This window comes from Paraburkholderia sp. J7, assembly GCF_905220155.1.
Taxonomy (GTDB): Bacteria; Pseudomonadota; Gammaproteobacteria; order Burkholderiales; family Burkholderiaceae; genus Paraburkholderia.
This window is the reverse complement of record NZ_CAJMYZ010000004.1, coordinates 1-25,789: the sequence shown is the minus strand read 5'-3', so window position 1 is coordinate 25,789 and position 25,789 is coordinate 1. Positions and strand designations below refer to the sequence as shown.

At 63.8% G+C, this 25,789-nt stretch carries 22 protein-coding genes, 1 other RNA gene and 1 pseudogene; 5 read left to right on the top strand and 19 right to left on the bottom strand.

Annotated features, from left to right (window positions below; all coding sequences use genetic code 11):
* Positions 1-3: 3 nt before the first annotated feature.
* A pseudogene (locus U5A58_RS07660) lies at positions 4-271 on the bottom strand (type II toxin-antitoxin system RelE/ParE family toxin).
* Positions 272-568: 297 nt separating this feature from the next.
* On the opposite strand from U5A58_RS07660, the gene U5A58_RS07655 reads away from it, so the two are divergent.
* Positions 569-1,723 (top strand): anhydro-N-acetylmuramic acid kinase, encoded by a 1,155-nt coding sequence (locus tag U5A58_RS07655; protein ID WP_321960982.1) that lies wholly within the window; start codon positions 569-571, stop codon positions 1,721-1,723.
* A gap of 84 nt (positions 1,724-1,807) precedes the next feature.
* Here U5A58_RS07655 and erpA read toward each other — a convergent pair whose 3' ends face one another.
* From erpA to rplM, 3 genes are all read right to left on the bottom strand, one after another.
* Complete coding sequence (erpA, locus tag U5A58_RS07650; protein WP_042262553.1) at positions 1,808-2,173, bottom strand: iron-sulfur cluster insertion protein ErpA; 366 nt, start codon at positions 2,171-2,173, stop codon at positions 1,808-1,810.
* Between the two features lie 222 nt (positions 2,174-2,395).
* On the bottom strand, positions 2,396-2,788 hold the full coding sequence (gene rpsI, locus U5A58_RS07645) for a 30S ribosomal protein S9 (RefSeq protein ID WP_133196235.1): 393 nt from the start codon (positions 2,786-2,788) through the stop codon (positions 2,396-2,398).
* An 11-nt stretch (positions 2,789-2,799) separates the two neighbouring features.
* Positions 2,800-3,228 (bottom strand): 50S ribosomal protein L13, encoded by a 429-nt coding sequence (rplM, locus tag U5A58_RS07640; protein WP_027795838.1) that lies wholly within the window; start codon positions 3,226-3,228, stop codon positions 2,800-2,802.
* 635 nt (positions 3,229-3,863) lie between these two features.
* On the opposite strand from rplM, the gene U5A58_RS07635 reads away from it, so the two are divergent.
* On the top strand, positions 3,864-4,286 hold the full coding sequence (locus U5A58_RS07635) for an OsmC family protein (RefSeq protein WP_027795839.1): 423 nt from the start codon (positions 3,864-3,866) through the stop codon (positions 4,284-4,286).
* 93 nt (positions 4,287-4,379) lie between these two features.
* Here U5A58_RS07635 and rnpB read toward each other — a convergent pair.
* The 3 genes from rnpB to pyrC form a co-directional block, all read right to left on the bottom strand.
* Positions 4,380-4,790: RNase P RNA component class A (gene rnpB, locus U5A58_RS07630), an RNA gene on the bottom strand.
* Between the two features lie 70 nt (positions 4,791-4,860).
* Complete coding sequence (locus U5A58_RS07625) at positions 4,861-5,802, bottom strand: DUF3025 domain-containing protein (RefSeq protein WP_415774189.1); 942 nt, start codon at positions 5,800-5,802, stop codon at positions 4,861-4,863.
* Entirely contained in the window at positions 5,799-6,854 is a 1,056-nt protein-coding gene (pyrC, locus tag U5A58_RS07620) for a dihydroorotase (RefSeq protein WP_321934282.1), read from the bottom strand. The genes U5A58_RS07625 and pyrC overlap by 4 nt, the downstream gene beginning before the upstream one ends.
* A gap of 364 nt (positions 6,855-7,218) precedes the next feature.
* Between pyrC and U5A58_RS07615 the strand changes: the two genes are divergently transcribed.
* Positions 7,219-8,127 carry a class II glutamine amidotransferase gene (locus U5A58_RS07615; protein ID WP_321913183.1) on the top strand — a complete coding sequence of 303 codons (909 nt, stop codon included), beginning with the start codon at positions 7,219-7,221 and terminating at the stop codon, positions 8,125-8,127.
* 91 nt (positions 8,128-8,218) lie between these two features.
* Here the strand turns inward: U5A58_RS07615 and U5A58_RS07610 are convergent, their stop codons facing one another.
* The 7 genes from U5A58_RS07610 to U5A58_RS07580 form a co-directional block, all read right to left on the bottom strand.
* Positions 8,219-8,944: an amino acid ABC transporter ATP-binding protein gene (locus tag U5A58_RS07610; protein ID WP_254314498.1), complete on the bottom strand. Its 726-nt coding sequence runs from the start codon at positions 8,942-8,944 to the stop codon at positions 8,219-8,221.
* Positions 8,941-9,618 (bottom strand): glutamate/aspartate ABC transporter permease GltK, encoded by a 678-nt coding sequence (gene gltK / locus U5A58_RS07605; RefSeq protein ID WP_321960981.1) that lies wholly within the window; start codon positions 9,616-9,618, stop codon positions 8,941-8,943. Before gltK ends, U5A58_RS07610 begins: the two co-directional genes overlap by 4 nt.
* Entirely contained in the window at positions 9,618-10,358 is a 741-nt protein-coding gene (locus tag U5A58_RS07600; protein ID WP_321913184.1) for an amino acid ABC transporter permease, read from the bottom strand. The genes gltK and U5A58_RS07600 overlap by 1 nt, the downstream gene beginning before the upstream one ends.
* Before the next feature lie 89 nt (positions 10,359-10,447).
* On the bottom strand, positions 10,448-11,341 hold the full coding sequence (locus tag U5A58_RS07595; RefSeq protein ID WP_158756957.1) for a glutamate/aspartate ABC transporter substrate-binding protein: 894 nt from the start codon (positions 11,339-11,341) through the stop codon (positions 10,448-10,450).
* A 224-nt stretch (positions 11,342-11,565) separates the two neighbouring features.
* Positions 11,566-12,852 (bottom strand): Glu/Leu/Phe/Val dehydrogenase, encoded by a 1,287-nt coding sequence (locus U5A58_RS07590; protein ID WP_321913185.1) that lies wholly within the window; start codon positions 12,850-12,852, stop codon positions 11,566-11,568.
* A 189-nt stretch (positions 12,853-13,041) separates the two neighbouring features.
* Positions 13,042-13,998 (bottom strand): LysR family transcriptional regulator, encoded by a 957-nt coding sequence (locus tag U5A58_RS07585; protein WP_321960980.1) that lies wholly within the window; start codon positions 13,996-13,998, stop codon positions 13,042-13,044.
* A 99-nt stretch (positions 13,999-14,097) separates the two neighbouring features.
* On the bottom strand, positions 14,098-15,900 hold the full coding sequence (locus U5A58_RS07580) for a tetratricopeptide repeat protein (protein WP_321960979.1): 1,803 nt from the start codon (positions 15,898-15,900) through the stop codon (positions 14,098-14,100).
* 255 nt (positions 15,901-16,155) lie between these two features.
* Between U5A58_RS07580 and purB the strand changes: the two genes are divergently transcribed.
* A complete protein-coding gene (purB, locus tag U5A58_RS07575) occupies positions 16,156-17,544 on the top strand; it encodes an adenylosuccinate lyase (protein WP_321960978.1) in 1,389 nt (462 codons plus the stop codon).
* 70 nt (positions 17,545-17,614) lie between these two features.
* On the opposite strand, the gene U5A58_RS07570 is transcribed toward purB, so the two are convergent.
* The 4 genes from U5A58_RS07570 to edd all read right to left on the bottom strand — a co-directional run bounded on the left by U5A58_RS07570 (position 17,615) and on the right by edd (position 22,369).
* Positions 17,615-18,124: a gluconokinase gene (locus tag U5A58_RS07570; RefSeq protein WP_321960977.1), complete on the bottom strand. Its 510-nt coding sequence runs from the start codon at positions 18,122-18,124 to the stop codon at positions 17,615-17,617.
* A gap of 14 nt (positions 18,125-18,138) precedes the next feature.
* Positions 18,139-19,500, bottom strand: coding sequence for a GntP family permease (locus tag U5A58_RS07565; protein WP_321960976.1), 1,362 nt, complete (start codon positions 19,498-19,500; stop codon positions 18,139-18,141).
* A gap of 311 nt (positions 19,501-19,811) precedes the next feature.
* Positions 19,812-20,453: a bifunctional 4-hydroxy-2-oxoglutarate aldolase/2-dehydro-3-deoxy-phosphogluconate aldolase gene (gene eda / locus U5A58_RS07560; protein ID WP_321960975.1), complete on the bottom strand. Its 642-nt coding sequence runs from the start codon at positions 20,451-20,453 to the stop codon at positions 19,812-19,814.
* Between the two features lie 23 nt (positions 20,454-20,476).
* Positions 20,477-22,369: a phosphogluconate dehydratase gene (gene edd, locus U5A58_RS07555; RefSeq protein ID WP_321960974.1), complete on the bottom strand. Its 1,893-nt coding sequence runs from the start codon at positions 22,367-22,369 to the stop codon at positions 20,477-20,479.
* 290 nt (positions 22,370-22,659) lie between these two features.
* On the opposite strand from edd, the gene U5A58_RS07550 reads away from it, so the two are divergent.
* Positions 22,660-23,517, top strand: coding sequence for a MurR/RpiR family transcriptional regulator (locus U5A58_RS07550; protein ID WP_321960973.1), 858 nt, complete (start codon positions 22,660-22,662; stop codon positions 23,515-23,517).
* 172 nt (positions 23,518-23,689) lie between these two features.
* On the opposite strand, the gene U5A58_RS07545 is transcribed toward U5A58_RS07550, so the two are convergent.
* On the bottom strand, positions 23,690-25,789 hold a 2,100-nt coding region (locus U5A58_RS07545; RefSeq protein WP_321960972.1), incomplete at its 5' end, for a YadA family autotransporter adhesin.

Genomic DNA, 25,789 nt, shown 5'->3' with positions numbered 1-25,789 from the left:
GCCTCAGTGGTAGTCGTGATAGTCGACAAGGACCGCGTGACGGCCTTCGAACGCGAAGGTCAGGCGCCAGTTGCCATTGACGAGAATCGCATGGTGCCCCCCGAGACGGCCTTCCAGCGCATGGCAGCGCCAGCCCGGCACGTTCATGTCCCGCGGCGACTCGGCCTCGTCGAGCCGCGCCAACTGACGCGATGTGATCGGGCCGGATGCCCGCTTTGCTGCCAGTGAAGAAGAACGCCTTCAGCCCTTTGTGATTCCACGACTTGATCATGATTCTCCAGACTCAGCAGAACGAACATGGATAGGTCTGGAGCCAGGATCGGGTCAGTACGTATTTTCCGTATAGCGTATAGTTTCACTATACGGATCACACATTGCGCAGTCAACACTTCGACTTGTGGGAGTTGATGTCGCGCAGGGCTCCAGTGCCGCCCGGGTTAGAGCGGCGAAGATGAGCGTCGCATGTCGCGATGGCGGCCAACAGTCAGCCGTTCGGCTTACGCTCGAACGGCATTGCGCCGATAATTCCTTCGCAGGACACTGAATTGCCTTAATCAAGGAGCACAACGTGGCGCCACGCGACGCACGAAACGAGAGCGCACACGCCGCCGACGGCGTGTATTTCGGCCTGATGTCGGGCACGAGCATGGATGGCGTGGACGGCATTGCCGTGCGCTTCGAGGCTGGCCAGCGGCCAGTGGTGCTGGCCGAAGCCTTCGTCGGCTTCGCACAAGGGCTGCGCGAAGCGCTCTTTTCATTGCAACAGCCAGGCGAGAACGAGATCGAGCGCGAGGCGCTCGCCGGCAACGCACTTGCGGCCCGCTATGCGGTGTGCTGCCACGAGTTGCTGCGCGCGGGCAATGTTTCCGCCGGCGATGTGCGCGCAATCGGCGCTCACGGGCAGACCGTGCGGCATCGTCCGGAGAAGGGCTACACGGTGCAGATACAGAACCCGGCGCTGCTTGCGGAACTCACCCACATCGACGTGATCGCCGACTTCCGCAGCCGCGACGTCGCCTCGGGCGGCCAGGGCGCGCCGCTCGTGCCCGCGTTCCACGCGACGCTGTTCGGCTCGCAGGAAGAAACGCGCGTGGTCTGCAACCTGGGCGGCATCAGCAACATCACCGTGCTTTCGTCGACGGGTGCCGTGCGTGGGTTCGATTGTGGCCCGGCCAACGCCCTGCTCGACCTCTGGGCCGAACGCCATCTGGGCAAGCCCTACGACGAGAACGGCAAGTTCGCCGCGAGCGGCCATCTGCATCAGCCGCTTTTGAACGCCCTGCTGGACGAACCGTTCTTCGAGCAGCAGCCGCCCAAGAGCACAGGCCGCGATCTCTTCAACGCCCAGTGGCTCGACGACAAGCTCAAGGGCTTCGAGTCGCTCACGCCCGCCGACGTGCAAGCCACGCTAGTCGCACTGACCGCCGTGAGCGTGGCGCGCGAGATCGAGCGTCACGCGAGCGATTGCCGCGCCGTATATGTCTGCGGCGGCGGCGCGCGCAACGCGGCGTTGATGGCGGCGCTGCAGAAGGCGCTCGAAACGGGCGGTGTGGCTGGCGTGCCGGTCATGACCACCGAGGCGCTAGGCGTGCCGCCGCATCAGGTGGAGCCGCTTGCCTTCGCGTGGCTCGCCATGCGCTGCGTAGCGCGGGAGCCCGGCAATCTTGCCGCCGTCACCGGCGCGGCCGGCGAGCGCGTGCTCGGCGCGATTTATCCGCGCTGACCAGACACGGTGACTGAGCGCGAACCAGGCGCGCACCAATAAAAAACGGGGCCGAAGCCCCGTTTTTTTACTGCAGTCGATCGATCAAACCGAGAACGACGAGCCGCAACCGCACGTGGTGGTCGCGTTCGGGTTCTTGATGACGAACTGCGCGCCATTGAGATCGTCCTTGTAGTCGATCTCGGCGCCGACGAGGTACTGATAGCTCATCGAGTCGATCAGAAGCTGGACGCCGTTGCGGTTCATCACGGTGTCGTCTTCGTTGACCGTCTCGTCGAACGTGAATCCGTACTGGAAGCCCGAGCAGCCGCCGCCTTGCACGAATACGCGCAGCTTCAGCTCCGGGTTGCCTTCCTCGTCGATCAGTTGCTTGACCTTGTCAGCCGCTGCTTCGGTGAATACGAAGGGACCGGGCATTTCGGTCGCGGTAGTTTCGGTGACAGCGCTCATTCGAACTCTCCAAAAAAGCTTCTAGCCGCTATTGTAGGGCTCTTCCCGAGATCGTGCTTAAGCCCACAAAATCAAGGGTTTCTCCAAACTTTCGCAGCCTGCGCGCCGAGCGTGCGACGCGCCGACAAAAAACGAAAAAGCCGCCCGGCGCAGTGAGCGCGGACGGCTTTTGCAGCAGCGCTGTGCTCCGCGAGGAGCACAGGCCAAAGCGCCAATGTGAAATTAACGCTTCGAGAACTGCTTGCGGCGACGTGCCTTGTGGAAACCGACCTTCTTACGTTCCACTTCACGTGCGTCACGGGTGACGAAGCCAGCTTGCGACAGTGCCGGCTTGAGCGTTGCGTCGTAGTCCATCAGCGCGCGCGTGATGCCGTGGCGAACTGCGCCGGCCTGGCCGGTTTCGCCGCCGCCCGTCACGTTCACCTTGATGTCGAACGTCGTGCCGTGGTTCGTGAGTTCCAGCGGTTGACGCACGATCATCAGCGACGTTTCGCGCGAGAAGTAGTCAGCGATGGGCTTACCGTTGACGATGATGTCGCCCTTGCCCGACTTGATGAAGACACGAGCGACTGCGCTCTTGCGGCGGCCCGTACCGTAATTCCAGTTACCGATCATGTGGGCTCCCCTTAGATCTCGAGCGCCTTCGGCTGTTGTGCCGAGTGCGGGTGCGTTGCGTCAGCGTAGACCTTCAGCTTCTTGATCATCGCGTAGCCGAGCGGGCCCTTCGGCAGCATGCCCTTCACGGCCTTCTCGAGCGCGCGGCCCGGGAAGCGTTCTTGCATCTTGCCGAACGTCGTTTCGTAGATACCGCCCGGGTAACCCGAGTGACGGTAGTACTTCTTGTCGGTGGTCTTGTTGCCCGTGACCTTCAGCTTGCCGGCGTTGATGATGATGATGAAATCACCAGTGTCGACGTGCGGGGTGAACTCAGGCTTGTGTTTGCCGCGAAGACGGCGTGCCACTTCGCTGGCGACACGGCCGAGAACCTTATCCGTCGCGTCAATCACGTACCATTCGCGCTGCACTTCATGTGCCTTGGCGGAAAAAGTCTTCATGATCGATCCAAAAAATAACTTGTGCCCTGTTTTGGTCCTGCTTGTATGGTGACGCTCGTTGGCGCCGGCGCAGGCTCTCCCTGTCTGGGTTTCCCCATTTTCCCCGCGGGCATGGATGCGGGAAACCCACGATTATAAAAGGAAATTTGGCTGCAAGTCAAAAAATTACTTGCAATGAGGCAGAGACGGGGCGAAACGAGGGCGATGAACGAAAAAAAGCCCGAACGCGTTGTTCGGGCTTAATCCACTCTTTGGAGGAGGGTGGAGGAGACATGCTGAGGTGTCGTGAAGCACGACAACCAATGAGACGAATTATACGGATGGGCCTTGTGCGACGCAAGAGGATTTGCATTGCGAAATTCGACACCACAATATGAAATTACGTGCCGCTAGCGCACCGAGAGAAAAATTCATAAAAATCAGTCTGTTGGGAATCCAGCATGCGAAAAGCATGCAGGATCACTAGAGCGAAACCCCTAATTGCCTAGGGGAAATCCGCCTTGTTGCCAGGATGTCGCGCCGCAACATTCAAGCACAAGGCATAAGGCGCGCGCGGCCGTGTCCCCTCGGACATACCAGTAAGACGCGGGCTACAATGCCGTCTGAATCAAGAAACCGCGCAGAGGCATACGCACATGGAATGCAAAGTTAGCTGGATGGGACAAGACGGCATGGCGTTCGCAGCCGAAACGGGCAGCGGCCATCTCGTCAACATGGACGGCGCGCCGGAAGGCGGCGGCCACAACCTCGCGCCGCGGCCGATGGAAATGGTGCTGCTCGGCACGGGCGGCTGCACGGCCTACGACGTGGTGCTGATCCTCAAGAAGAGCCGCCAGGAAGTGAGCGGCTGCAGCGTGACGCTCAAGGCCGAGCGTGCGAGCGAGGACCCGAAGGTCTTCACGAAGATCCACTTCCACTTCACCGTGACCGGCAAGAATCTGAACCCGGCCACCGTCGAGCGCGCAATCAACCTCTCGCACGACAAGTACTGCTCGGCGTCGATCATGATCGGCAAGACCGCCGAGATCACGCATACGTTCGAGATCGTCGCGGCTTAAGATCTGCGGCAGAAGATTGGCGGCAAAGAAAAAGCCGGCGCGGTTCATCGAAGAACCGCGCCGGCTTTTTGCATGCGCATTGGCAGATTTGGGCTGCAAAGCAGGCCGATAAGCCGGATTCTGTGCACGCGCCGCGTCCGAAGACGCGCCGCGCGTGGCAGCCATTCCTCTAGGCGCGCCATTGCTGACGCGCTCAAGCTTCCTACCCGCAGACGGAATGGGGGCCCCATCCTGCATCCCGAAGATGCGCGCCTGCCTACTTGGAATTGCTCCGGGTGGAGGTTACCGTGCCGTCTACGTCACCGCAGACGCGGTGCGCTCTTACCGCACCGTTTCACCCTTACCTGATCCCGACCGAAGTCGGGCCATCGGCGGTCTGTTCTCTGTTGCCCTGTTCCGCGTGTCGCCACGGATGGCCGTTAGCCATCACCCTGCCCTGTGGAGTCCGGACTTTCCTCGCCCCCTCGACCGAAATCTCGGGGCCGCGACTGCCTGGCCTGCTTTGCGAGGCGCGATATTAGCACGGCCAGAGGCGCCGCGCCGGGGGCCGGATCGATTGCTGCCCGCCGGCCTTTTAGCGAGCGCGGCGGCCGGCGCGAAAGACGGTGGCGTCGTCGTAGAACGACGGGCTTTCGTTATGCGCCCACCAGCCCGGGATGCCGAGTACAGGCAGCGGTGCGAAGCTGCGCCCGTTGAGTGCGGTGTCGGAGGCGAGCGTGACGCTCACTGTCTCGTCCAGATACGCGTCGCGTTGCGCGCGCGACCACGCGAAATAGGCTTGCGGCACCTCGACCACCCATGCGTGCGCCGTGCACGCCGCATAGGGCGAAATCAGCTTTTCGAGCAGCGCATGGCCGAAGACGCGCACTTCGCAGCGCGCCTGGCCAATCGTCTCTTCGAACGCGGCTTCCCAGCTCGAGCGCTGCGCCACGAATAGCGTGCGCCAGTCGAAGCCGCGCAGCGCCGCGACGAGCGCCGCGTCCGATGAGGCGTAAAGCACCGCGTTCTCGTCGAAGAGCGTGAGCGCGTCACGCACGCCGCCGCGCGTGGGGCCCACGCCCAGCACGTCGATCGCCGCGGCCTGGCGTGCGTTGAGCGTCGCCTTGATGCGCGGGAACGCGAACCAGGCCAGCGCGTTGAAAAAGTCGTGGAGATTGTGCCGCGTCGGCACGCAGCCCGTCGCCGCGATATGCGCCTCGTAGGCCGAGCCCTCGGGCAGGTCGTCCTGCGCGATAAAGCGCAGCGGCTGGCCGCGGCCCGTGCTTTGGGCGGCGGCTAGCGCATCGACGTTCAGTTCATCGAGGTACGCTGCGTATCCCGCCAGCGCGGCCTGCTGCCAGCGCCGCCCCCGCGCTTTGTGCTGCGCAAACCAGGGACGGGACCAGTCGATGTCGGTGAAACTGCCCAACGGCATGGTCCGGCGCGGTTCGCGCGCGGGCATCGGTGTATGCGCATCGACTGCCCCACTCAGCCCGATCGTTGCGCCCGCAGCCACACCGTGCCCCGCCTCGCTCAAGCGAGCTTCCAGCCGATTGTCTCGCCGCCGCGCAGCGGCACGACGGGCGTGTCGCCGGCCTCGACTTCGGCGGGCAGCGTCCAGGTCTCGCGGCGCAGCGTGACCGTTTCGGTCGCACGCGGCAGGCCGTAGAAGTCCGCGCCATAAAAGCTCGCGAAGCCCTCGAGCTTGTCGAGCGCGCCCGCATTGTCGAACGCTTCGGCGTACAGCTCGAGCGCGTGCAGCGCCGTGTAGCAGCCCGCGCAGCCGCACGCGTGCTCCTTCAGGCCCTTCGGGTGCGGGGCGCTGTCGGTGCCGAGGAAGAAGCGATGGTCGCCCGAGGTCGCCGCCTCCACGAGCGCCACGCGATGCGTCTCGCGCTTGAGCACCGGCAGGCAGTAGTAGTGCGGACGGATGCCGCCCTGGAAGATCGCGTTGCGGTTGTACAGCAGGTGATGCGCGGTGATCGTCGCGCCGAGGAGACCCGGCGCGGCGTGATCGGCGCGGATGTAGTCGACGGCGTCCTTCGTCGTGATGTGCTCGAACACCACCTTGAGCGCCGGGAAATCGCGGCGCAGCGGCGTCATCACGCGGTCGATGAAGACCTTCTCGCGGTCGAACAGATCGATGTCGGCGCTCGTCACTTCACCGTGCACGAGCAGTGGCATGCCCACTTCCTGCATGGCTTCGAGCGTCTTCGCGCATTTGAGGATGTCCGTCACGCCGGCGTCCGAGTTCGTCGTCGCGCCCGCCGGATACAGCTTCACGCCGTGCACGAAGCCGCTCGCCTTCGCGCGGCGGATTTCCTCGGGCGGCGTGTTGTCGGTGAGATAGAGCGTCATCAGCGGCTCGAAGGTCGAGCCCGCCGGCAGGGCCGCGAGAATGCGCTCGCGGTAGGCGGCGGCCTGCTCGGTCGTCGTGACCGGCGGCTTGAGATTCGGCATGATGATCGCGCGGCCGAACTGGCGCGCCGTGTGCGGCAGCACGGCCGCGAGCATCGCGCCGTCGCGCACGTGCAGGTGCCAGTCGTCGGGGCGGGCGAGCGTGAGAGTCGTGAGGGAAGAGGCGTTCATGGCTAGAGTCAGGCGCTGTAGTAGGTCAAGCGGAATCGCCGGCACGTTCGCTCGAACGCGCTCAGGCTGCCGGAAATTCCGGGCATATCAGGGGAAAAAAGCGAGGCGTCGAACGATGCGAGTCCAACGCACGCATGGCCCGCACCGTCGCGTACACACGACAAATTGCGCTGCATCGACACCGGCACGCGCCCTTCTACGCAAGCCTGCAATGCATCCGACAAAATTCGTATTGGCGACCCGCAGGCCGGTGATATGCTTGGAAAATCATATTGTAACGGGTCGACGGCGGGTCACGCCTGGCACTGCAGCCACCGCCTAAGTCGTCTCGGCCGTCTCAGCCGCATTACGCACCATCAGCACCATGTGCCAACTTCTCGGAATGAATTGCGCCGCGCCGACGGACGTCACGTTCTCCTTCACAGGATTCGCGGCGCGCGGCGGCGCCACCGATCACCACGCCGACGGCTGGGGTATCGCGTTCTTCGAGGACAAGGCCTGCCGCCTCTTCATCGACAACGAGGCTTCGGCGCGCTCACCGATCGCCGAGATGGTCAAGCACTACCCCATCAAGTCGCGCAACACCATCGCCCATATCCGCAAGGCCACACAAGGCAGCTGCGCGCTCGAGAACAGTCATCCGTTCCAGCGCGAGCTGTGGGGCCGGCACTGGATCTTCGCGCACAACGGCGACCTGCAGGACTTCAATCCGGTGATGTCGGGCGTGTATCAGCCAGTGGGCACGACCGATAGCGAGCGCGCGTTCTGCGTGCTGCTACAAGGCCTGCGCAAGGCGTTCCCGGGCGCGCAGCCGCCGCTCGACGAACTGTTCGCCGCGCTGGAGTCGCTCACGCGCGAGGTTACGCAGTTCGGCGTCTTCAACTTTCTGATGTCGAACGGCCAGGCGTTGTTCGCGCATTGCTCGACGCATCTCTACTATCTCGTGCGGCGCTGGCCGTTTTCGACCGCGCATCTCGTCGATGCCGACGTCTCCATCGACTTCGCCAAGTACACGACGCCAGAAGACCGCGTGGCCGTGATCGCCACCGCGCCGCTCACCGACAACGAGGTCTGGACACGCTTCGCCCCCGGCGACCTGCTGATGTTCCAGCACGGCGACGTAATCGCCCAAACGAGCGTGCCGGTGCCGCAGAGGGTGCTCGACAAGCTCGCCAACCCTTCGCTCGACGCCTCGGCCAGTTCGCCGTGCGTCGCGCAGCCGGGCGAGATCGACGCGGAAGCCGTGGCCGCACTGCAAACCTGGGGCGAGTAAGCCGGGTGACGCCCGAAACGAAAAAAGCCGCGCATCGAGCGCGGCTTTTTGCTTTCTGCAAAGCGGGAGGAAAGCGGGCGAACCCGCAGCCTCAGTGCAGGATCTTGGCCAGAAAATCCTTCGCGCGGTCCGACTTCGGGCTCGCGAAGAAGGCTTCCTTCTGATCGTCCTCGACGATGGCGCCCTGGTCCATGAAGATCACGCGGTGCGCGACCTTCTTGGCGAAGCCCATTTCGTGCGTCACGCACATCATGGTCATGCCTTCCTGGGCAAGCTCCACCATCACGTCGAGCACTTCGTTGATCATCTCGGGGTCGAGCGCCGAGGTCGGCTCGTCGAACAGCATGGCGATGGGGTCCATCGACAACGCACGCGCAATCGCCACACGCTGCTGCTGACCGCCCGAGAGCTGGCCCGGGAATTTGTCGGCATGCGCGCGCAGGCCCACACGGTCGAGCAGTTTGAGGCCCTTTTGCGTGGCCTCGTCCTTGCCGCGGCCGAGCACCTTGATCTGCGCGAGCGTGAGATTCTCGGTAATCGACAGATGCGGGAACAGCTCGAAGTGCTGGAACACCATGCCCACCTTCGAGCGCAGCTTCGAGAGATTGGTGCGCTTGTCGCCAACCGACTCGCCGTTCACGAGGATCTCGCCCTGCTGGAACGGTTCGAGCCCGTTGACGGTCTTGATGAGCGTGGACTTGCCCGAGCCCGAGGGCCCGCACACCACCACCACCTCACCCTTCTTCACTTCCGTCGTGCAGTCGGTCAGCACCTGGAACTGGCCGTACCACTTCGAAACGTTCTTAATTGAAATCATCTTGCGACCTTTTTCTGAAGACCTTTCACAAGGCTCGACGCGATCACGCAAATCACGAAATAACACGCGCCCGCGAACAGTACCATCTCGACCATCGTCCCGTCACGGTCGCCGATATTGGTGGCCGTGCGGAAGAAGTCGGCGAGGCTGATCACGTACACGAGCGAGGTGTCCTGAAACAGTACGATGGCCTGCGTGAGCAGCAGCGGCACCATCGCGCGGAACGCCTGCGGCAGCACCACGTATTGCATGGCCTGGCCGTAGCGCATGCCGAGCGCGAACGACGCGTTCACCTGCCCGCGCGGCACCGCCTGAATGCCCGCGCGAATGATCTCCGAATAATACGCGGCTTCGAAGAGCGAAAACGCGATCATCGCGGAAGCAAGGCGAATGTCGATGTCGGGCGAGAGGCCCAGCACATTTTGCAGCACCTGCGGCACGATCAGGAAGAACCACAGCAGGACCATCACGAGCGGGATCGAGCGGAAGACCGTGACGTAGCCCTTGGCGAACCATTCGAGCGGCTTCACGCTCGAAAGCCGCATGAGCGCGAGCAGCGTGCCCCACAGAATGCCGACCACGATCGCGCACAGCGTGATCTTGAACGTGATGATCGCGCCCGTCCACAGCGTGGGCAGCGCGCCCGGAATGCCGCTCCAGTCGAAGTGATGCATTACTTGCCTCCGATGTAGCCGGGCAGACGCGCCTTCGCCTCGACCCAGCGCATGAGCGCCATGACGACGAGGTTAATGAGCACGTAAGCGAGCGTGACTGCGATGAACGACTCATAGGTCTGCGCCGTGTAATCGACGAGCTGACGCGCCTGGGCCGACAGATCGAGCAGGCCGATCGTCGAGGCGACCGCAGAGTTCTTGAAGATGTTGAGGAACTCGGAAGTGAGCGGCGGCACGATGATGCGGTACGCAACCGGCAGCAGCACATAGCGGTACGTCTGCCACTGCGTGAAACCCATCGCGAGGCCGGCCGCGCGCTGGCCGCGCGGCAGCGCGTTGATGCCCGAGCGCACCTGCTCGCACACGCGCGCCGCGGTAAAGAGCCCGAGACACACGACCGAAGCCGTGAAGAACTGCACGCCCGGTGGTGACTGCTTGAACGCATTGCCCAGCGATTGCGGCACGATTTCCGGCAGTACGAAGTACCAGATGAAGAACTGCGCGATGAGCGGAATATTGCGGAAGATCGCCACGTACACCGTGCCGACGCCCGCGAGAAACTTGTTCGGCACCGTGCGCAACACGCCGAAGAACGATCCGACGATGAGCGCGATCACCCACGCGCACAGCGACACCGAAATCGTCACCCAGAAGCCGGAGAGGATCCAGCCAAGGTACGTGGTGGGTTCGCCCGTCGAGACCGGGCTGAGCAGAATGCCCCAGTTCCAGTGATAGGACATCAAGAGACTCCAAGAAAAAGAACGGAAGAAGCGGCGCTTCTTCCGTTCCGTGCTAAACGCTAAATGCGGGTCGAACGGCCGAGGCCGTATTAATCGATCGCCTTGTCGTTCGGATTCTTGAACAGCGCTTTCATGTCGTCGCTCATCGGGAAGTTCAGGTTAAGACCCTTCGGCGGAATCGGCGATTCGAACCACTTCTTGTAGATCGTGTCGCCTTCGCCCGAAGTCTGGACCTTGGCGATGGCGTCGTCGGCGACCTTCTTGAACTCAGGATCGTTCTTGCGCATCATGCAGCCGTACGCTTCACGCGATTGCGGCTGACCGACGATCACGAAGTCGCCCGGATTGTTCGACTTGGCGCGCTCGCCCGCGAGCAGCGCATCGTCCATCATGAACGCCACGGCGCGGCCCGTGGAGAGCGTCATGAACGACTCGCCGTGGTCCTTCGCGCTGATGATGTTCATGCCCATGCTCTTGTCCTGGTTCATCTTGCGCAGAAGGCGCTCGGACGTCGTGCCAGCCGTCGTCACGACGGTCTTGCCCTTGAGGTCGGCGAAATCCTTGATGCCCGAATCCTTCTTCGTCATGAGGCGCGTGCCGATCACGAAGATCGTGTTCGTGAAGGCGGCCTGCTGCTGACGCTCGGCGTTGTTCGTGGTCGAGCCGCATTCGATGTCCACCGTGCCGTTCTGCACGAGCGGAATACGGTTCTGCGACGTGATGGGCACCATCTTGACCTTCAGGTTCGGCATGTTCAGCTTCTGCTTGACCGCCTCGACGATTTTCATCGCGTAGTCTTGCGAGTAGCCGATCACATTCTGCTTGTCATCGTAGTACGAAAAAGGAATGGACGATTCGCGGTGCCCCAGCGAGATGACGCCCGTGTCCTTGATCTTCTTGAGCGTGCCCGCGTCCTGCGCGAAAGCGCTGGTGGCGACGAAACCAAGGAGTGCGAGCAGAGAGGCGGTCTTTTTGATTTGCATTGTTTTCTCCGGTACAAGAACCGCCGTCAGTTTAGCAAAGTAATTATTCTGAAAGAATAAAGGGTGACCCTGGCGCAACGCTGGATGTGCGAAGGCGGACGCTCCCTTGTGGAGAACATCCGCCTTCTATGCGCCTTGATGTGCAGCGCAAAAACGTGTCACTGCCCGGTCACTGCGCCGTCATGGTTCCGTCACCTTGCGGCGCGAGCGCGCCGGGCGTGCGATCAGGGATACAGGCCGCGCATTTCGCGCGCCATCAGGATGCGTTTACATGCAACGATGAACGCCGCAGTACGCATCGAGACCTTCTGCTCGCTCGAGACCTGCCAGACCGCCGTGAATGCTTCGCGCATCACGCGTTCGAGACGTTCATTAATCTCGTTCTCGGTCCAGAAGAAGCTCGAGAAGTCCTGCACCCACTCGAAGTACGAAACGGTCACGCCGCCCGCGTTCGCCACCACGTCGGGGATCACGAGCACGCCCTTGTCGTGCAGGATGTCGTCGGCTGCCGTCGTGGTCGGGCCGTTCGCGCCTTCCACGATGATCTTCGTGCGGATTTTGCCGGCGTTCTTCTCGGTGATCTGGTTTTCCAGCGCGGCCGGAATGAGGATGTCGGTTTCGACGGTCCAGAATTCGTCGTTCGGCATGACTTCGGCGCCAGCGAAGCCCGCCACGCCGCCCGTCTTCGCGACGTGCTCGAGCAGGGCTTCCGCGTTCATGCCGCTCGACTTGTAGAGTGACCCGGTGTGGTCCTGCACGGCGACGATCTTCGCGCCGGCTTCCTGGTACAGGCGGGCAGCAATGCCGCCCACGTTGCCGAAGCCCTGCACGGCAATGCGTGCGCCTTCGATCGACAGACCCGTGCGGCGCGCCGCCTCGCAACCGACGACGAACACGCCGCGGCCCGTGGCTTCGCGGCGGCCGAGCGAGCCGCCAAGCGAGATGGGCTTGCCCGTCACGACGCCCGTGGCCGTCTGGCCCTGGTTCATCGAGTAGGTGTCCATCATCCACGCCATGATCTGCTCGTTCGTGTTGACGTCCGGCGCGGGAATATCGGTGTTCGGCCCGATGATGATGCCGATTTCGCTGGTGTAGCGGCGCGTGACGCGCTCGAGCTCACCACGCGAAAGCGTGCGCGGGTCGACGCGAATACCGCCCTTCGCGCCGCCGTACGGCACGTTCACTGCAGCGTTCTTCACCGACATCCACGCGGAAAGCGCCATTACTTCGGAGAGCGTAACGTCCTGGTGATAACGCACGCCGCCCTTGCCGGGACCACGCGAAACGTTGTGCTGGACACGATAGCCTTCGAAGTGCGCAACGGTGCCGTTGTCGAGTTCGATCGGGCAATCGACGATCAGGATACGCTTCGGACGCTTGAGCGTTTCGAGCCAGCGCGAAAGCGAGCCGAGATACGGCGCCACGCGGTCGACCTGACGAAGATAGTTGCCCCAGGGGCCGAGATCATCGGCGTGGAGATAGGAAGGAACCGACTGCAGTTGGGATGACATGAACGCTCCGATCGAACAAGTGGTGCCATTGTCAGAAAACGCCCACGTGAAATCCAATGCCGTTTGATCATCCCGTTATGCTTTTCGTGCATAACGTCCCCGAAGTCGTAAAAACGTGTCGCGGGCTTCGTATTGCAAGCCTTACAGGTTGAAATAGCCTGACTGTTTGCGCGCCGGGCCGATGCTGTGTCAGCGCTTGCCCTGCGCTAGCTCCTCGCTCACCGCCTCCCACAATTCACGCACGAGCGCCTGGCGCGCATCGTCGCCTTGCGTCGCGAACTTGTCGCGATAGAGGCGGATCTCCATATCGAGCGTGAACTGGCCCTCCGGCACGCCGCGCGTGCCCCGGTCGAGGCGGATCAGTTCCCCCTGGGCTACGGCGTCTTCCACCGCGCTGTGCGGCAAAAAGGCGATGCCGTGACCCGCGAGCGTCATCGCCTTGAGCCCTTCCGCCATGTCGGTTTCGTACACGCGGTCCAGATACAGCCGCGCAGGGGCATTGGCAACGATCACCTCGGTCATGCGGCCGAGATACGCGTTCGGCGTGTAGGAGAGATACGGTGCGGGCGCATCGGGCGTGCCGGGCAGCGTATAACGCGCGCGCCCCGCGCGTTGCGGCGCCGAGTACGGGCTGATCGACTCGATGCCGAGTGTAAGCGTGTCGTACCGCGCGGGGTCGAGCGTCACGGGATGGCTCGGGTGGTGATAGCCCATCACGAGGTCGCAGCCGCCCTCCACGAGCGACAGCACGGCGTCGTGCACGTTCAGCGCACGCAGCCGCGTGTGGATGCGGCCGAGCTTCGCTTCGATGCGTTGCAGCCAGCGCGGAAAGTACGTGAGCGAAAGCGTATGCGGCACCGCGAACTCGATCGTCGCGGCGGGCGTGGCCGTGTGGCCGCGCAACAGGGTACGCGCCTCGTGAAACTGGGAAAGCATCGCGAGCGCCTGCTCGTAGAAGACCTGGCCCGCTGCGGTGAGGCGCGTCGGGTAAACCGAACGATCGATCAGCTCGGTGCCCAGCCATGCTTCGAGCGCCTGGATACGGCGCGAGAAAGCCGGCTGTGTCACGTGGCGCAGCTCGGCCGAGCGGCTGAAACTATGCGTCTCCGCGAGCGAAACGAAGTCTTCGAGCCATTTGAGTTCCATGCGGGGCCAGCGAGCGGATGAGAAGTCCGCATTCTAGGCCGGCGGGCGCTCGCCTGGGCGCCGGCGCGGCGAATATCGCGCCGCCCCGGGCGGATGCCCTTAGCGCGACACCTGGGACAGCGCAGTTTCCAGTTCGGCGACCACGCCGCTCCAGTCGCCGAGCGTGGACTGGCGAAACACGCGCGCCGACGGATACCAGACCGAATCCGCGCGATCCTTGCCCCAGCGCCAGTCGGGCTGCGCGGCGAGCAGCACCCACACCGGCTTGCCAAGCGCGCCGGCGAGGTGCGCAACCGACGTATCGACAGTGATGACGAGGTCGAGCGCCTCGATGAGCGCCGCCGTGGCCGCGAAGTCGTGCAGCTCGCCGCCGAGCGCGTCCATCGGCCAGCGGCCCGCGACCGGTGCGAGCTGCGCGGCCCCCGGGCCCTTCTGGATTGCGAACCAGGCGTTGCCCGGGAGCGCGGAGAGCGGCAGAAGCGACTTGAGCGGCACAGAACGGAATGCGTCGAAATGGTGGCGCGGGTTGCCCGCCCAGACGAGCCCGATGCGGCAACGCGCGGCGCCGGCCAGCGCGTTCACGCGTGCGCGCCAGGCGGCGGCCTGCACGGCATCGGCGTGCATATAGGGGGTGTCGGCGTAAATCGGCCGGCCGGGAAACTTCAGCGGCAGGCTCATCACGTCGCACCAGAAGTCGTATTCCGAGGCGATGACTTCGTCGCTCGGCGCGGCGTCGAGCACGCGCGCGACACCCGGCACCGTCGCCGCGAGCGACGCCAGTTCCGGCGCGACCCACGCGTGAACCTGCGCTCCCATCTGCGCCAGCAGGCCCGCATAGCGCACGAACTGGATCTGATCGCCCACACCCTGCTCACGGCAGATCAGCAAGCGCTTGCCGGCGAGCGGCTCGCCCTGCCACTCGGGGCACGGCAGCTTGCGGTAGTTGGCCTTGGCGGTCGAAGTGAGCTTGCGGTTCTCGAAGAGCGGCCAGCCGCCGGCGTAGTCTTCGCGCCGCAGCATCAGCATGCCGAGCTGAAAACCCGATTCGGGCAGGTCCGGGTTCAGTTCGAGTGCGCGCCGATAGTCGATCTCCGCTTCGTCGTAGCGCGCGAGCGCGGTCAGCGCGAATGCCAGATTGTTGATGATGCCCGCGCCATCAGGCTTGAGCTGCGCAGCACGCCGGTAAAGCGGAATCGCCGCTTCATACCGGTGCATCGCGTCGTAGGCGTAGCCGAGCTCGAAGAGCGCGAGCACGTTGTCAGGCTCGCGTGCGATCACGGCTTCGAAGCAGGCGGCCGCTTCGGCGTGCTTCTCTTTAGCGCGCAGCAGCCGGCCCATGTGGATCGGCGCTTTCAGATCACGGGGATCGAGCGCGGCAGCGGCGCGGAACTCCGCTAGCGCGGCGTCTTTTGCGCCGTCGGCTTCCAGTGCACGGCCGAAATTGAACGCGAAGTGTGCGGATTGCGGCGCCAGCGCACGCGCGCGCCGATAGTGCTGCGAGGCGCCCGCGATATCGCCGAGCTCCATCAACGCATTGCCGAGATTGTTGTGTGCGTTCGCGAATTCGGGGGCGAGCGCGAGCGCCTTGCGCTGCCAGGCGGCGGCGCCCGCATGGTCGCCGAGGCGGGCCGCGACCACGCCACGGTTGGCAAGATATTCGGCGTTATCGGGCGCGTTCGCGAGCGCGCGGTCGATCAGGGCGACGGCTTCCTTCAGTTGATCGCGGCCGAGCGCAATCACGCCCAGGTAGTGCAGTGCACCGGAGTGTTCGGGATGCGCCGCGAGCGCTGACTGATAGTGGGCGTGGGCGTCGTCGATCCGGCCCGCGCGGTGGCAAGCAAGACCGGCTTCGATCAGCGCAGCGGCCTCGTCGGAAGAGAGAGTGGGGGCATCGGTGGTCATGGCGGCAAATATTTGATTAAGCGCAAACTTTTGATGTGATCGCACTCTATAACCGTCTCAAAACTCCAGATCCCGTTAACTGGCGGGCGCGACATCAGGCCTCAGGGGAACGTCGCAACCCACCGCTTGGCCGCCGCTGACAGCGCCGGCGTCGGCCCCTGTCGGCAAGGTGATAAAATCTCGGGTTCACGCCGTCTCGAATCTGACTGCAACCGACTGCCAACTGAGCGTAACGCGCCACGTTACGTCCCCATCATGTCCGACACTCGTCCCGATACCCTCTTCGCGCTCAACGCGCTCTCCCCGCTCGACGGCCGCTACGCCTCGAAAACCGAAGCGCTGCGCGACTGGCTCTCGGAAGCCGCGTTCATGCGCAACCGCGTGACGGTGGAAATCCACTGGCTGATCGCGCTGTCGCAAGCCGGCTTCGCGGAAGTGCCGCGCTTCTCGCAAGCGTCGGAGCAGTTCCTGCTCAAGCTCGCCGAGAACTTCACGGCGCACGACGCCGCGCGCATCAAGGACATCGAGCGCGTGACGAACCACGACGTGAAGGCCGTGGAGTACTGGCTCAAGGAGTCGGTGAAGGGCCAGCCGGAACTGGAGCGCGCAAGCGAGTTCATCCACTTCGCCTGCACCTCGGAAGACATCAACAACACGTCGCACGGCCTGATGCTCGCGGGCGCCCGCGAGCACGTGATCCTGCCGGCGCTGCGCTCGGTGCATCAACGGCTCGTCGCGCTCGCGCACACGCACGCCGAGCAGCCGATGCTCTCGCGCACGCACGGCCAGCCCGCCAGCCCCACGACGCTCGGCAAGGAAATCGCCAACGTCGCGGCACGTCTGGCTCGCGCGATCCAGCGCATCGAGAAGGTCGAACTGCTCGGCAAGATGAACGGCGCGGTCGGCAACTTCAACGCGCACCTCTCGGCGTATCCGGAATTCGACTGGGAAGCGTTCTCGAAGGAAGTCGTCGAAAAGCGTCTCAAGCTCGTGTTCAACCCGTACACGATCCAGATCGAGCCGCACGACTACATGGCGGAACTGTTCGACGCCGTCGCGCGCGCGAACACGATCCTGCTCGACCTCGACCGCGACGTGTGGGGCTACATCTCGCTCGGCTACTTCAAGCAGAAGACGAAAGCCGGCGAAATCGGCTCGTCGACCATGCCGCACAAGGTCAACCCGATCGACTTCGAAAACTCGGAAGGCAACCTCGGCCTCGCGAACGCGACGCTGCGCCACCTCGCCGACAAGCTGCCTGTTTCGCGCTGGCAGCGCGACCTCACCGACTCGACGGTGCTGCGCAATATCGGCGTGGCGTTCGGCTACTCGCTGCTGTCGTACGACGCGCTGATCCGCGGTCTCGACAAGCTCGAAGTGAACCCGCAGCGCCTGAACGACGACCTCGACGCCACGTGGGAAGTGCTGGCCGAGCCGGTGCAAACCGTGATGCGCCGCTACGGCATCGAGAATCCGTACGAGCAGCTGAAGGAACTCACGCGTGGCAAGGGCATCACGCGCGAAGCCCTGCAGACGTTCGTCAGCGGTCTCGCGATTCCTGAAGACGCGAAGCAGCGCCTGCTGGAGATGACGCCCGCGTCGTACGTCGGCAAGGCAGTGGAACTGGCGAAGCGGATTTCGTAATCGCAACCCCGCAAGGCCATAAAAAAAGCGCTCGATTGAATCGAGCGCTTTTTCGTTTACCGCCGCGATTTCAGGAGGCCTGATTGCGGCGCGTTTCCATCTGCTTCATCACTTCGTCGACGATCTGCTCCGGCGTGAGTTCGATGCTCACCTCGATCGCCTCGTCGGCGCTGGGCGCTTCGAGCGTATCGAGCTGGCTTTGCAGCAGCGACGGGTCGAAAAAGTGGCCGGTGCGCGAGGCGAGGCGCTCGTGCAGCACTTCGAACGAGCCCTTCAGGTAGACGAAGCACACGTCGCGATCGTTGCCGCGCAGGATGTCGCGATACGAGCGCTTGAGCGACGAGCACGTGAACACGGCCGTTTCGTGGGCGCGCTGCTTCTCCTCGATCGCCGCGCGAATCGTGCGCAGCCACGGCCAGCGGTCTTCGTCGGTGAGGGGAATGCCGTCGTGCATTTTCTTCTTGTTGGCTTCGCTGTGGAAGGCGTCGCCATCCGTGAAGGTGCACTTGAGGCGCTCGGCGAGCATTTCGCCGATGCGTGTCTTGCCCGCGCCCGACACGCCCATCGCTATCAGAATCATTTACTGCTCCAGTTTCACAACACCGCCGCCAGGACGAACGTGAGGCCAAGCCCCAGCAGCGAAATAATGGTTTCGAGCAACGACCAGGTCTTGAACGTCTGACCCACGGTCATGCCGAAATATTCCTTGATCAGCCAGAATCCGCCGTCGTTCACGTGCGAGAAGATCAGCGAGCCCGAGCCCGTGGCGAGCACGAGCAGCTCCGGCTTCACCGTCATGGCGCTGGCCGATGCGATCGGCGCGACGATGCCGCAGGCCGTGGTCATCGCGACCGTGGCCGAGCCCGTTGCGAGACGGATCAGCGCGGCGACGAGCCAGCCGAGCAAAAGCGGCGACAGATGTTCGTTCTGCGCCAGCTCGACGATCTGCTTCGACACGCCGCTGTCCATCAGCACGCGGCCAAAGCCGCCGCCCGCGCCGACGATCAGCGTGATGCCCGCGATAGGGGCGAGGCAGTCGCCGCAGAACTTTTGGATCTGCTCGCGCGTGAAGCCGCGTTGCGCGCCGAAGGTCCAGAAGCTTACCAGCACGGCGATCAGCAGCGCGACGTCCGAGGTGCCGACAAAGTGCAACAGATTGTTCGGCAACGTCTTGGGCGTGAACACGAGATCGGCCCAGCTGCCGACCAGCATGAGGATCACCGGCAGCAGGATCGTGAAGAGCGTGATGCCAAAGCCCGGCAGCTCGCTATCGGGCTTGGGGTCGGCTTTGCTCACGAACTGCTCGGAGAGCGGATTGCTTTCCGGCAGCTTGATAAAGCGGTGGATGAAGAGCGCGAAAAGCGGCCCGGCGATGATCGCCGTGGGCACGCCCACGATCAGACCGTAAGCGATGGTCCGGCCGATGTCGGCGTGATACGCCTGCACGGCCAGCAGCGCGGCCGGGTGCGGCGGAATCAGGCCGTGCACGACAGAGAGCCCCGCCACCATCGGCAAGCCGATCAGCAGCAGCGACTTGCCGGTGCGCTTGGCGACGTTGAACGCGATCGGAATGAGCAGCACGAAGCCGACTTCGAAGAACACCGGCAGGCCGACGATGATCGCGACGAACATCATCGCCCAGTGGATGTTCTTCTCGCCAAACCAGCGAATGAGCGTCGTGGCGATGCGCTCGGCGCCGCCCGATTCCGCCATCATCTTGCCCAGCATGGTGCCAAGGCCCACCACGATGGCAATGTGGCCAAGCGTGTTGCCGTTGCCGGTCTCGAACGACTTGACGATTTGATCCATCGGCATGCCGACGGCGAGACCGAGCAGCAGCGAAACGATGATCAGGACGAGAAACGGATAAACCTTCAACCGCGTGATCATGAAGATCAGCGCGGCAATCGCGACGAGCGCGTAGATCAGCAGCGAACTGCCGTGGGCCACTCCCATGAGGCTCTTCTCCAGGTAGTTGTTCGATGTCCTTTCGCCCTGAGCGGCGACGCGTGTGGCGCGCAGCGGCTGCGGCACACGTGGAACTGATGGGGTACGAAAGGGCCGGCCGTCGCCGGGCCGGGGATTGTAGAGCTTATAACGACTTTTGGTGCAGCGTGCTTGAAAGACGAGCGAGCCGCGCAAAGCGAGCGCCGGAAAGGCGCCGTTTGCGCGGCTCGTTGCGCACCCCACATAAACGCGGGGGGCGCGGCGTTCTAGTCATCGTTGCGCCGCAGCATACGGCGCGTGCGTCAGGCAGAAGCGCGCTTTTAGCGCACCGGGCGCGAAAGCTCGCTCGCGGCGTGCGCAAGGCGCGTGACTTCGTCCCAGTTCTGCGCGGCGATCGCCGCCTTCGGCGTGAGCCACGAACCGCCCACGCACACCACGTTGGGCAGCGCGAGGAAAGTCGGAGCCGACTCGGCGCTGATGCCGCCCGTCGGACAGAACTTGAGCGTCGGGAACGGGCCGTGGAAGGCCTGCAGCATGTTCAGGCCACCGGCAGGAACCGCCGGGAAGAACTTGACGATCTCGTAGCCCAGTTCCATCGCGACGATGATGTCGGTCGGCGTCATCACGCCCGGTAGCAGCGGCAGACCCGCGTCGAGCGAAGCCTGATGGATCTCGCGCGTGAGGCCCGGCGAAACGCCGAACTGTGCGCCGGCCTTCTTGGCAAGCGCGCAGTGCTCCGGCTTCGTGATCGTGCCCACGCCCACGACGATGTCCGGCGCGATCTTCGCGGCGCGCTCGATGGCTTCGAGGCCGGCCTTCGTGCGCAGCGTGATTTCCAGCACCTTCACGCCGCCCGCGTGAAGCGCGCGGGAAACGTGCTCGCCCTGCTCCGGCGTGTCGAATGCGAGCACCGGGATGACGGGACCCAGGCGGACGATATCGGCGACGGTGTTATTTGCCATGTTCAGGCTCCTTGATGATGAATTCAGTTCGCGGCGTGTGCCGGCGCATGGGAGGCCGCTGCGGCGGACGCAGGCGCGGCCTGCTCGCCCACGAGCGGACCGAACACCGTTGCACCCAGTTCCGCCGGCGCGGCAGTGGCGCGGAACACGCCGAACAGCTCGCGGCCAAAGCCAACTTCGTTGAGTTCCTGATGCGCGGGCTGCGCGACCGGACGCGCGTCCCACTCGGCATCCTCCACTTCGATGTCGAGCACGCCTTCCACCGCGTCAATCACGATCGTATCGCCGTCGCGCACCTTGCCAATCGGGCCGTGCAGCAGCGTTTCCGGCGAAACGTGAATCACGGCGGGCACCTTGCCCGACGCACCCGACATACGCCCGTCGGTCACGAGCGCCACGTGAAAGCCCTTGTCCTGCAGCACGCCGAGCAGCGGCGTGAGGCGGTGCAGTTCCGGCATGCCGTTGGCGCGCGCGCCCTGGAAGCGCACGACGGCCACGAAATCGCGCTCGAGTTCGCCACGGTCGAACGCTTCCTGCACGGCCTCCTGCGAATCGAAGACGATGGCGGGGGCGCGCACCTTGCGGCGTTCGGGCGCAACAGCGGAGACCTTGATGACGCCGCGACCCAAACGCCCCTGCATCAGGCGCAAGCCACCGTCCGGCTGGAACGGCTCCGGAAGCGGACGCAGAACGGACTCGTCGGCGCTTTTCTCAACAGCCGGCACCCACGTGAGCTTGCCGTCGATGAGCTTCGGCTCTTCGGTGTAGTGACGCAGGCCACGGCCCGCGACGGTATTCACGTCCTCGTGCAGCAGGCCGCCGTCGAGCAGTTCGCGCACGAGGAACGCAATGCCGCCCGCCGCGTGGAAGTGGTTCACGTCGGCCTTGCCGTTCGGATACACGCGCGCGAGCAGCGGCACGGCGTCCGAAAGCACGTCGAAGTCGTTCCAGTCGATGATGATGCCCGCCGCGCGCGCCATCGCCACGAGGTGCAGCGTGTGATTGGTCGAGCCGCCCGTTGCCATGAGCGCAACGATGCCGTTGATCACGGCCTTTTCGTCGACCACATGGCCGATCGGCGTGTAGTTGCCGCGTTCGACGGTGAGTTCGAGCACGCGGCGCGCCGCGGCCGCGGTGAGTTCGTCGCGCAGCGGCGTGTGCGGGTGGATGAAGGCGGAGCCCGGCAGATGCAGGCCCATGATCTCCATGAGCATCTGGTTGCTGTTGGCCGTGCCGTAGAACGTGCACGTGCCGTGGCCGTGATAGGCGGCCGCCTCCGATTCGAGCAGCGCCGCGCGATCGCACTGACCCGTGGCGAACTGCTGGCGCACCTTGGCCTTGTCGTCGTTCGTGATGCCGCTCGTCATCGGACCGGCGGGGACGAAAATCGTGGGCAAATGGCCGAATTGCAGCGCGCCGATCAGAAGGCCCGGCACGATCTTGTCGCAGACGCCCAGACACAGCGCCGCATCGAACATGTTGTGCGTGAGCGCGACGGCCGTGCTCATCGCGATCACTTCACGCGAAAAGAGCGAGAGCTCCATGCCGGCGTTGCCCTGCGTGACGCCGTCGCACATCGCCGGCACGCCGCCCGCGAACTGCGCGACGCCGCCGCCTTCGCGCGCCGCCTTCTTGATGATGTCGGGGAAATCCTTGTACGGCGCGTGTGCCGAGAGCATCTCGTTATACGCCGAGACGATGCCGATGTTCGGTTCGCGAATCGACTTGATCGCGATCTTGTCGCGACCTTCGAGGCCGGCGAAGCCGTGCGCGAGATTCGCGCACGAGAGCGCGCCACGCGCCGGGAACCGGTCCTGAGCAGCCGCGATGCGCGCCAGATAGGCCTCGCGCGTGGGCTTGCTGCGTTCGATCACGCGCTGCGTGACCTTCATCAACTGAGAATGCGGGGAAACCATCGAATCTCCTTCCTTCTTGTCTCGGCGGGGACGCTCGGGGCCGGATCAGACGCGTTTTCGACGATCCGATCAGCGATGGCGCGATGTTAGTAGAAAAACTACAAGCCGACAATCCCGGAAAGACCCTGGGAGCGCAGCATTAAACGACCGCCTAATCTCATTACGGACGGGCCTCATCCTGAACAACACCACCCAGTTCAGAAAGAAGCAAACGGCGATCCTGTAGTTTTTGTACATAACCTCCGATCCGCTATAGTCCACGGATCTTTCAGCATAGTGCGAGTTTTCTGATGCTGCTGTCCCAGGTGAAAGCCATGCGCGAGCAATTGCGCCCATCGGAGCGCAAGCTCGCCGATTACGTCGTCGAGGCGCCGCGCGAAGTGCTCGATCTTTCGATGACCGAGGTCGCCGAGCGCGCGGGCGTGAGCCAGCCGACCATCGCACGGTTCTGTCACGCACTCGGATTTTCGGGATTCCGGGAGTTCAAGATCCGGCTGGCACAGGCCGTTGCCGCGGATCTGCCGACGGAGCATCCCGCCGTCTATCGCGACGTGAGTCCGGATGAGCCGGTGCCGGGCGTCGCGGCCAAGGTGCTCGATCGCACGATCGGCGCGCTCGTGCAAGTGCGCAACAACCTTTCGAGCGACTCGCTTGCCGCCGCAATCAATCTGCTCGCGCGCGCGTCGCGCATCGAGTTCTATGGCGCGGGCGGTTCGGGCATCGCCGCACAGGACATGCAGCATAAGTTCTTTCGCCTTGGCATGCCGAGCGTCGCGTATTCCGATCCGCACACGTTTCTCATGTCGGCGGCGCTGCTCGGTCCCGGCGACGTGGTCGTGACGATCTCGAACACCGGGCGCACGCGAGATATCGTGGACGCCGCACGCACGGCGCTCGACCGCGGCGCGAAGGTAATCGCCATCACCCACGGCACTTCGCCGCTCGCGCGCCTCGCAAGCGTGGGGCTGCACGCAAACGTCGACGAGGACACCGACATCTTCTCGCCGATGACTTCGCGGACATCGCATCTTGCGATTGGCGACATACTCGCGGTGGGCGTGGCACTGCAGCGCGGGCCAGAGCTTGCGGAAAAGCTCGCGGACGCGAAAGAGATCATCGCGCGAAGAAGGCTGGACGAGAAAGGCTGAGCATTCGCGCGTCACATGGCTCGGCTCGCAGCAGATCTCGCTGCAAAATAAAAAAGCGGACCCCGAAGGGTCCGCCTTGCGTTTTGGCCCGAACTACGGGGCCAACCAACGCGAAAAGCGAGGCTTACCGGAAGCGGCCATATTGCGCCGCAACCGGTTGAGCCTCAAACGCTTACCACTGGTACGACATACCGCCGCCGAAGGTGGCGCCGCCACTCGAACCGTAACCACCGCCGAGCTTCACCTTGAGGTTCTGGGTGATACGCGCCGATGCACCCAGCGCCACGGCCTGATAGCCCTGGAAGTTGGCCGTACCGACACCAACTGCGATCGTCTTGCCCTGATCGACGTCCGGAATCATGGTCAGCGCGGTTGCCGCCGCTACACCGCTGTAGGCTGTGCGCGCCACGGAGTTCACGTTGCTCTGGAGCGCGTTCAAGCCGCTCTGGAGCTGACCCATGTTCGCAGCGTCGGTCGGGTTGACGCCGTTCGCGACGTTGGTGATACGGCGCTCGTTGCCTTCCGAGCCCACGGACACGGTGTTGTCCTCGCTCGCCACCGAGTTTGCACCCAGCGCGACCGAGTTGTTGCCCGTGGCCGAAGCCTTGTCGCCAATCGCCGTCGAGTTCGCACCCGAAGCAATCGCACCACCGCCCGCCGCGATCGAGTTCGTGCCTGTGGCCGAGGCTGCACCGTTCGTCGTGTTGGTCGACAGATACTCAGAACCATTGACGTTGATGTTCTGAATCTGCGTGGTCAGATTCGCGACGTCCTGGTTCGTCGCGTACAGCTGCGAACCGTTCACCGCGTCGAGGCTATCGGCGCTCAACGTGCCATTTGCTACGTTGGTCAACGCGACGGCTGTCGTGGCGCTCGTACCGCCCAGTGTGATCTTGTCATGTGCCGACGAGTCATACTGGACAGCGTTCGCCACCTGGCCGGCGATGTTGGTCACCGTATTCTCGATGTTCGTCACACGGCCGTCGACGTTCGAGATCGCGCTACCCACATCATTAAAGGTCCCACCATTGAGGACGTATGCCGGAGCCGAGATCGATCCATCCGCATTGACCGTCGAACCGCCGCCCAGCGCGCTGGCCGTGCTAGAAGCAACGCCATAGAGCTGACCGCCGTTCACGGCGTCGTGACTGCTTGCAGACACAACCCCGTTCGCGACGTTGTGCAGTTGAACCGGCGCGCTCGCAGCGAGACCGCCAAGCGTGACTGAGCTCTTCGTTGAGTCGTCGTATGCAACGAACGCATTCGTTACATTGCCCGAGTTATCGATGATCGCACCCATCGCTTCGAGCTGCGCGACGTTCACCGCGTCGTTCGAGGCGACACCGTTCGCCACGTTGTGCAGCACGACCGGCGCATGACCCGAACCGCCGAACGTCACCGAGTTCATCGACGTATCGTCGTACGCGACGAACGCGTTGAGCAGATTGCCCGAAGCGTCCGTTCTCGCGCCGAGTGCATACAGTTGCGAACCGTTCACCGCATCCACGCTCGCCGCGCTCAGCGCGCCGTTCGCCACGTTTGTCAGTGCCACCGGCGTGGTCGATCCCGCGCCGCCCAGCGTCACCTTGCTCTTCGACTTGTCGTCGTAAGCCACGAATGCGTTGTTGATGTTGCCCGATGCGTCGGTCGTCGCGCCCAGTGCGTACAATTGCGAACCGTTCACCGCGTCGGAACTCGATGCCGTCAGCGCTCCATTGGCGACGTTCGTCAGCGCCACCGGCACATGATCCGCACCACCCAGTGTCACCGAATTGTGCGCTGAGGAATCGTAGATCACGCCGTCCACGTTACCACTCACCGCTGCGGCCATGACCGCCTTGAGCGCACTGCCTACGTCCGTGTAGTTGTTACCCTGAAGGACAAAGTCCGGCGAGCTGATCGAGCCATCCGCGTTGACTTGCGTCTCGCCACCCAATGCCTTGGCCGTCGAACTGGCCAGACCGTAAAGCTGCGTGCCGTTCACCGCGTCGAGGCTCGATGCGCTCACCGCACCAACCGCAACGTTGTGCAACTGGACCGCCGCATGATCCGAGCCACCAAACGTGACCGAGTTCTTCGACGTGTCGTCGTACGCCACAAACGCGTTCGTGATGTTGCCCGATGCGTTCGTCGTTGCGCCCAGTGCGTACAACTGCGAGCCGTTCACCGCGTCGAGGCTCGAACCGGTCAGCCCGCCATTCGCCACGTTCGTCAGGGCCACCGGCGTAGTCGAACCTACACCGCCCAGCGTCACCTTGTCATGCGCCGAGGT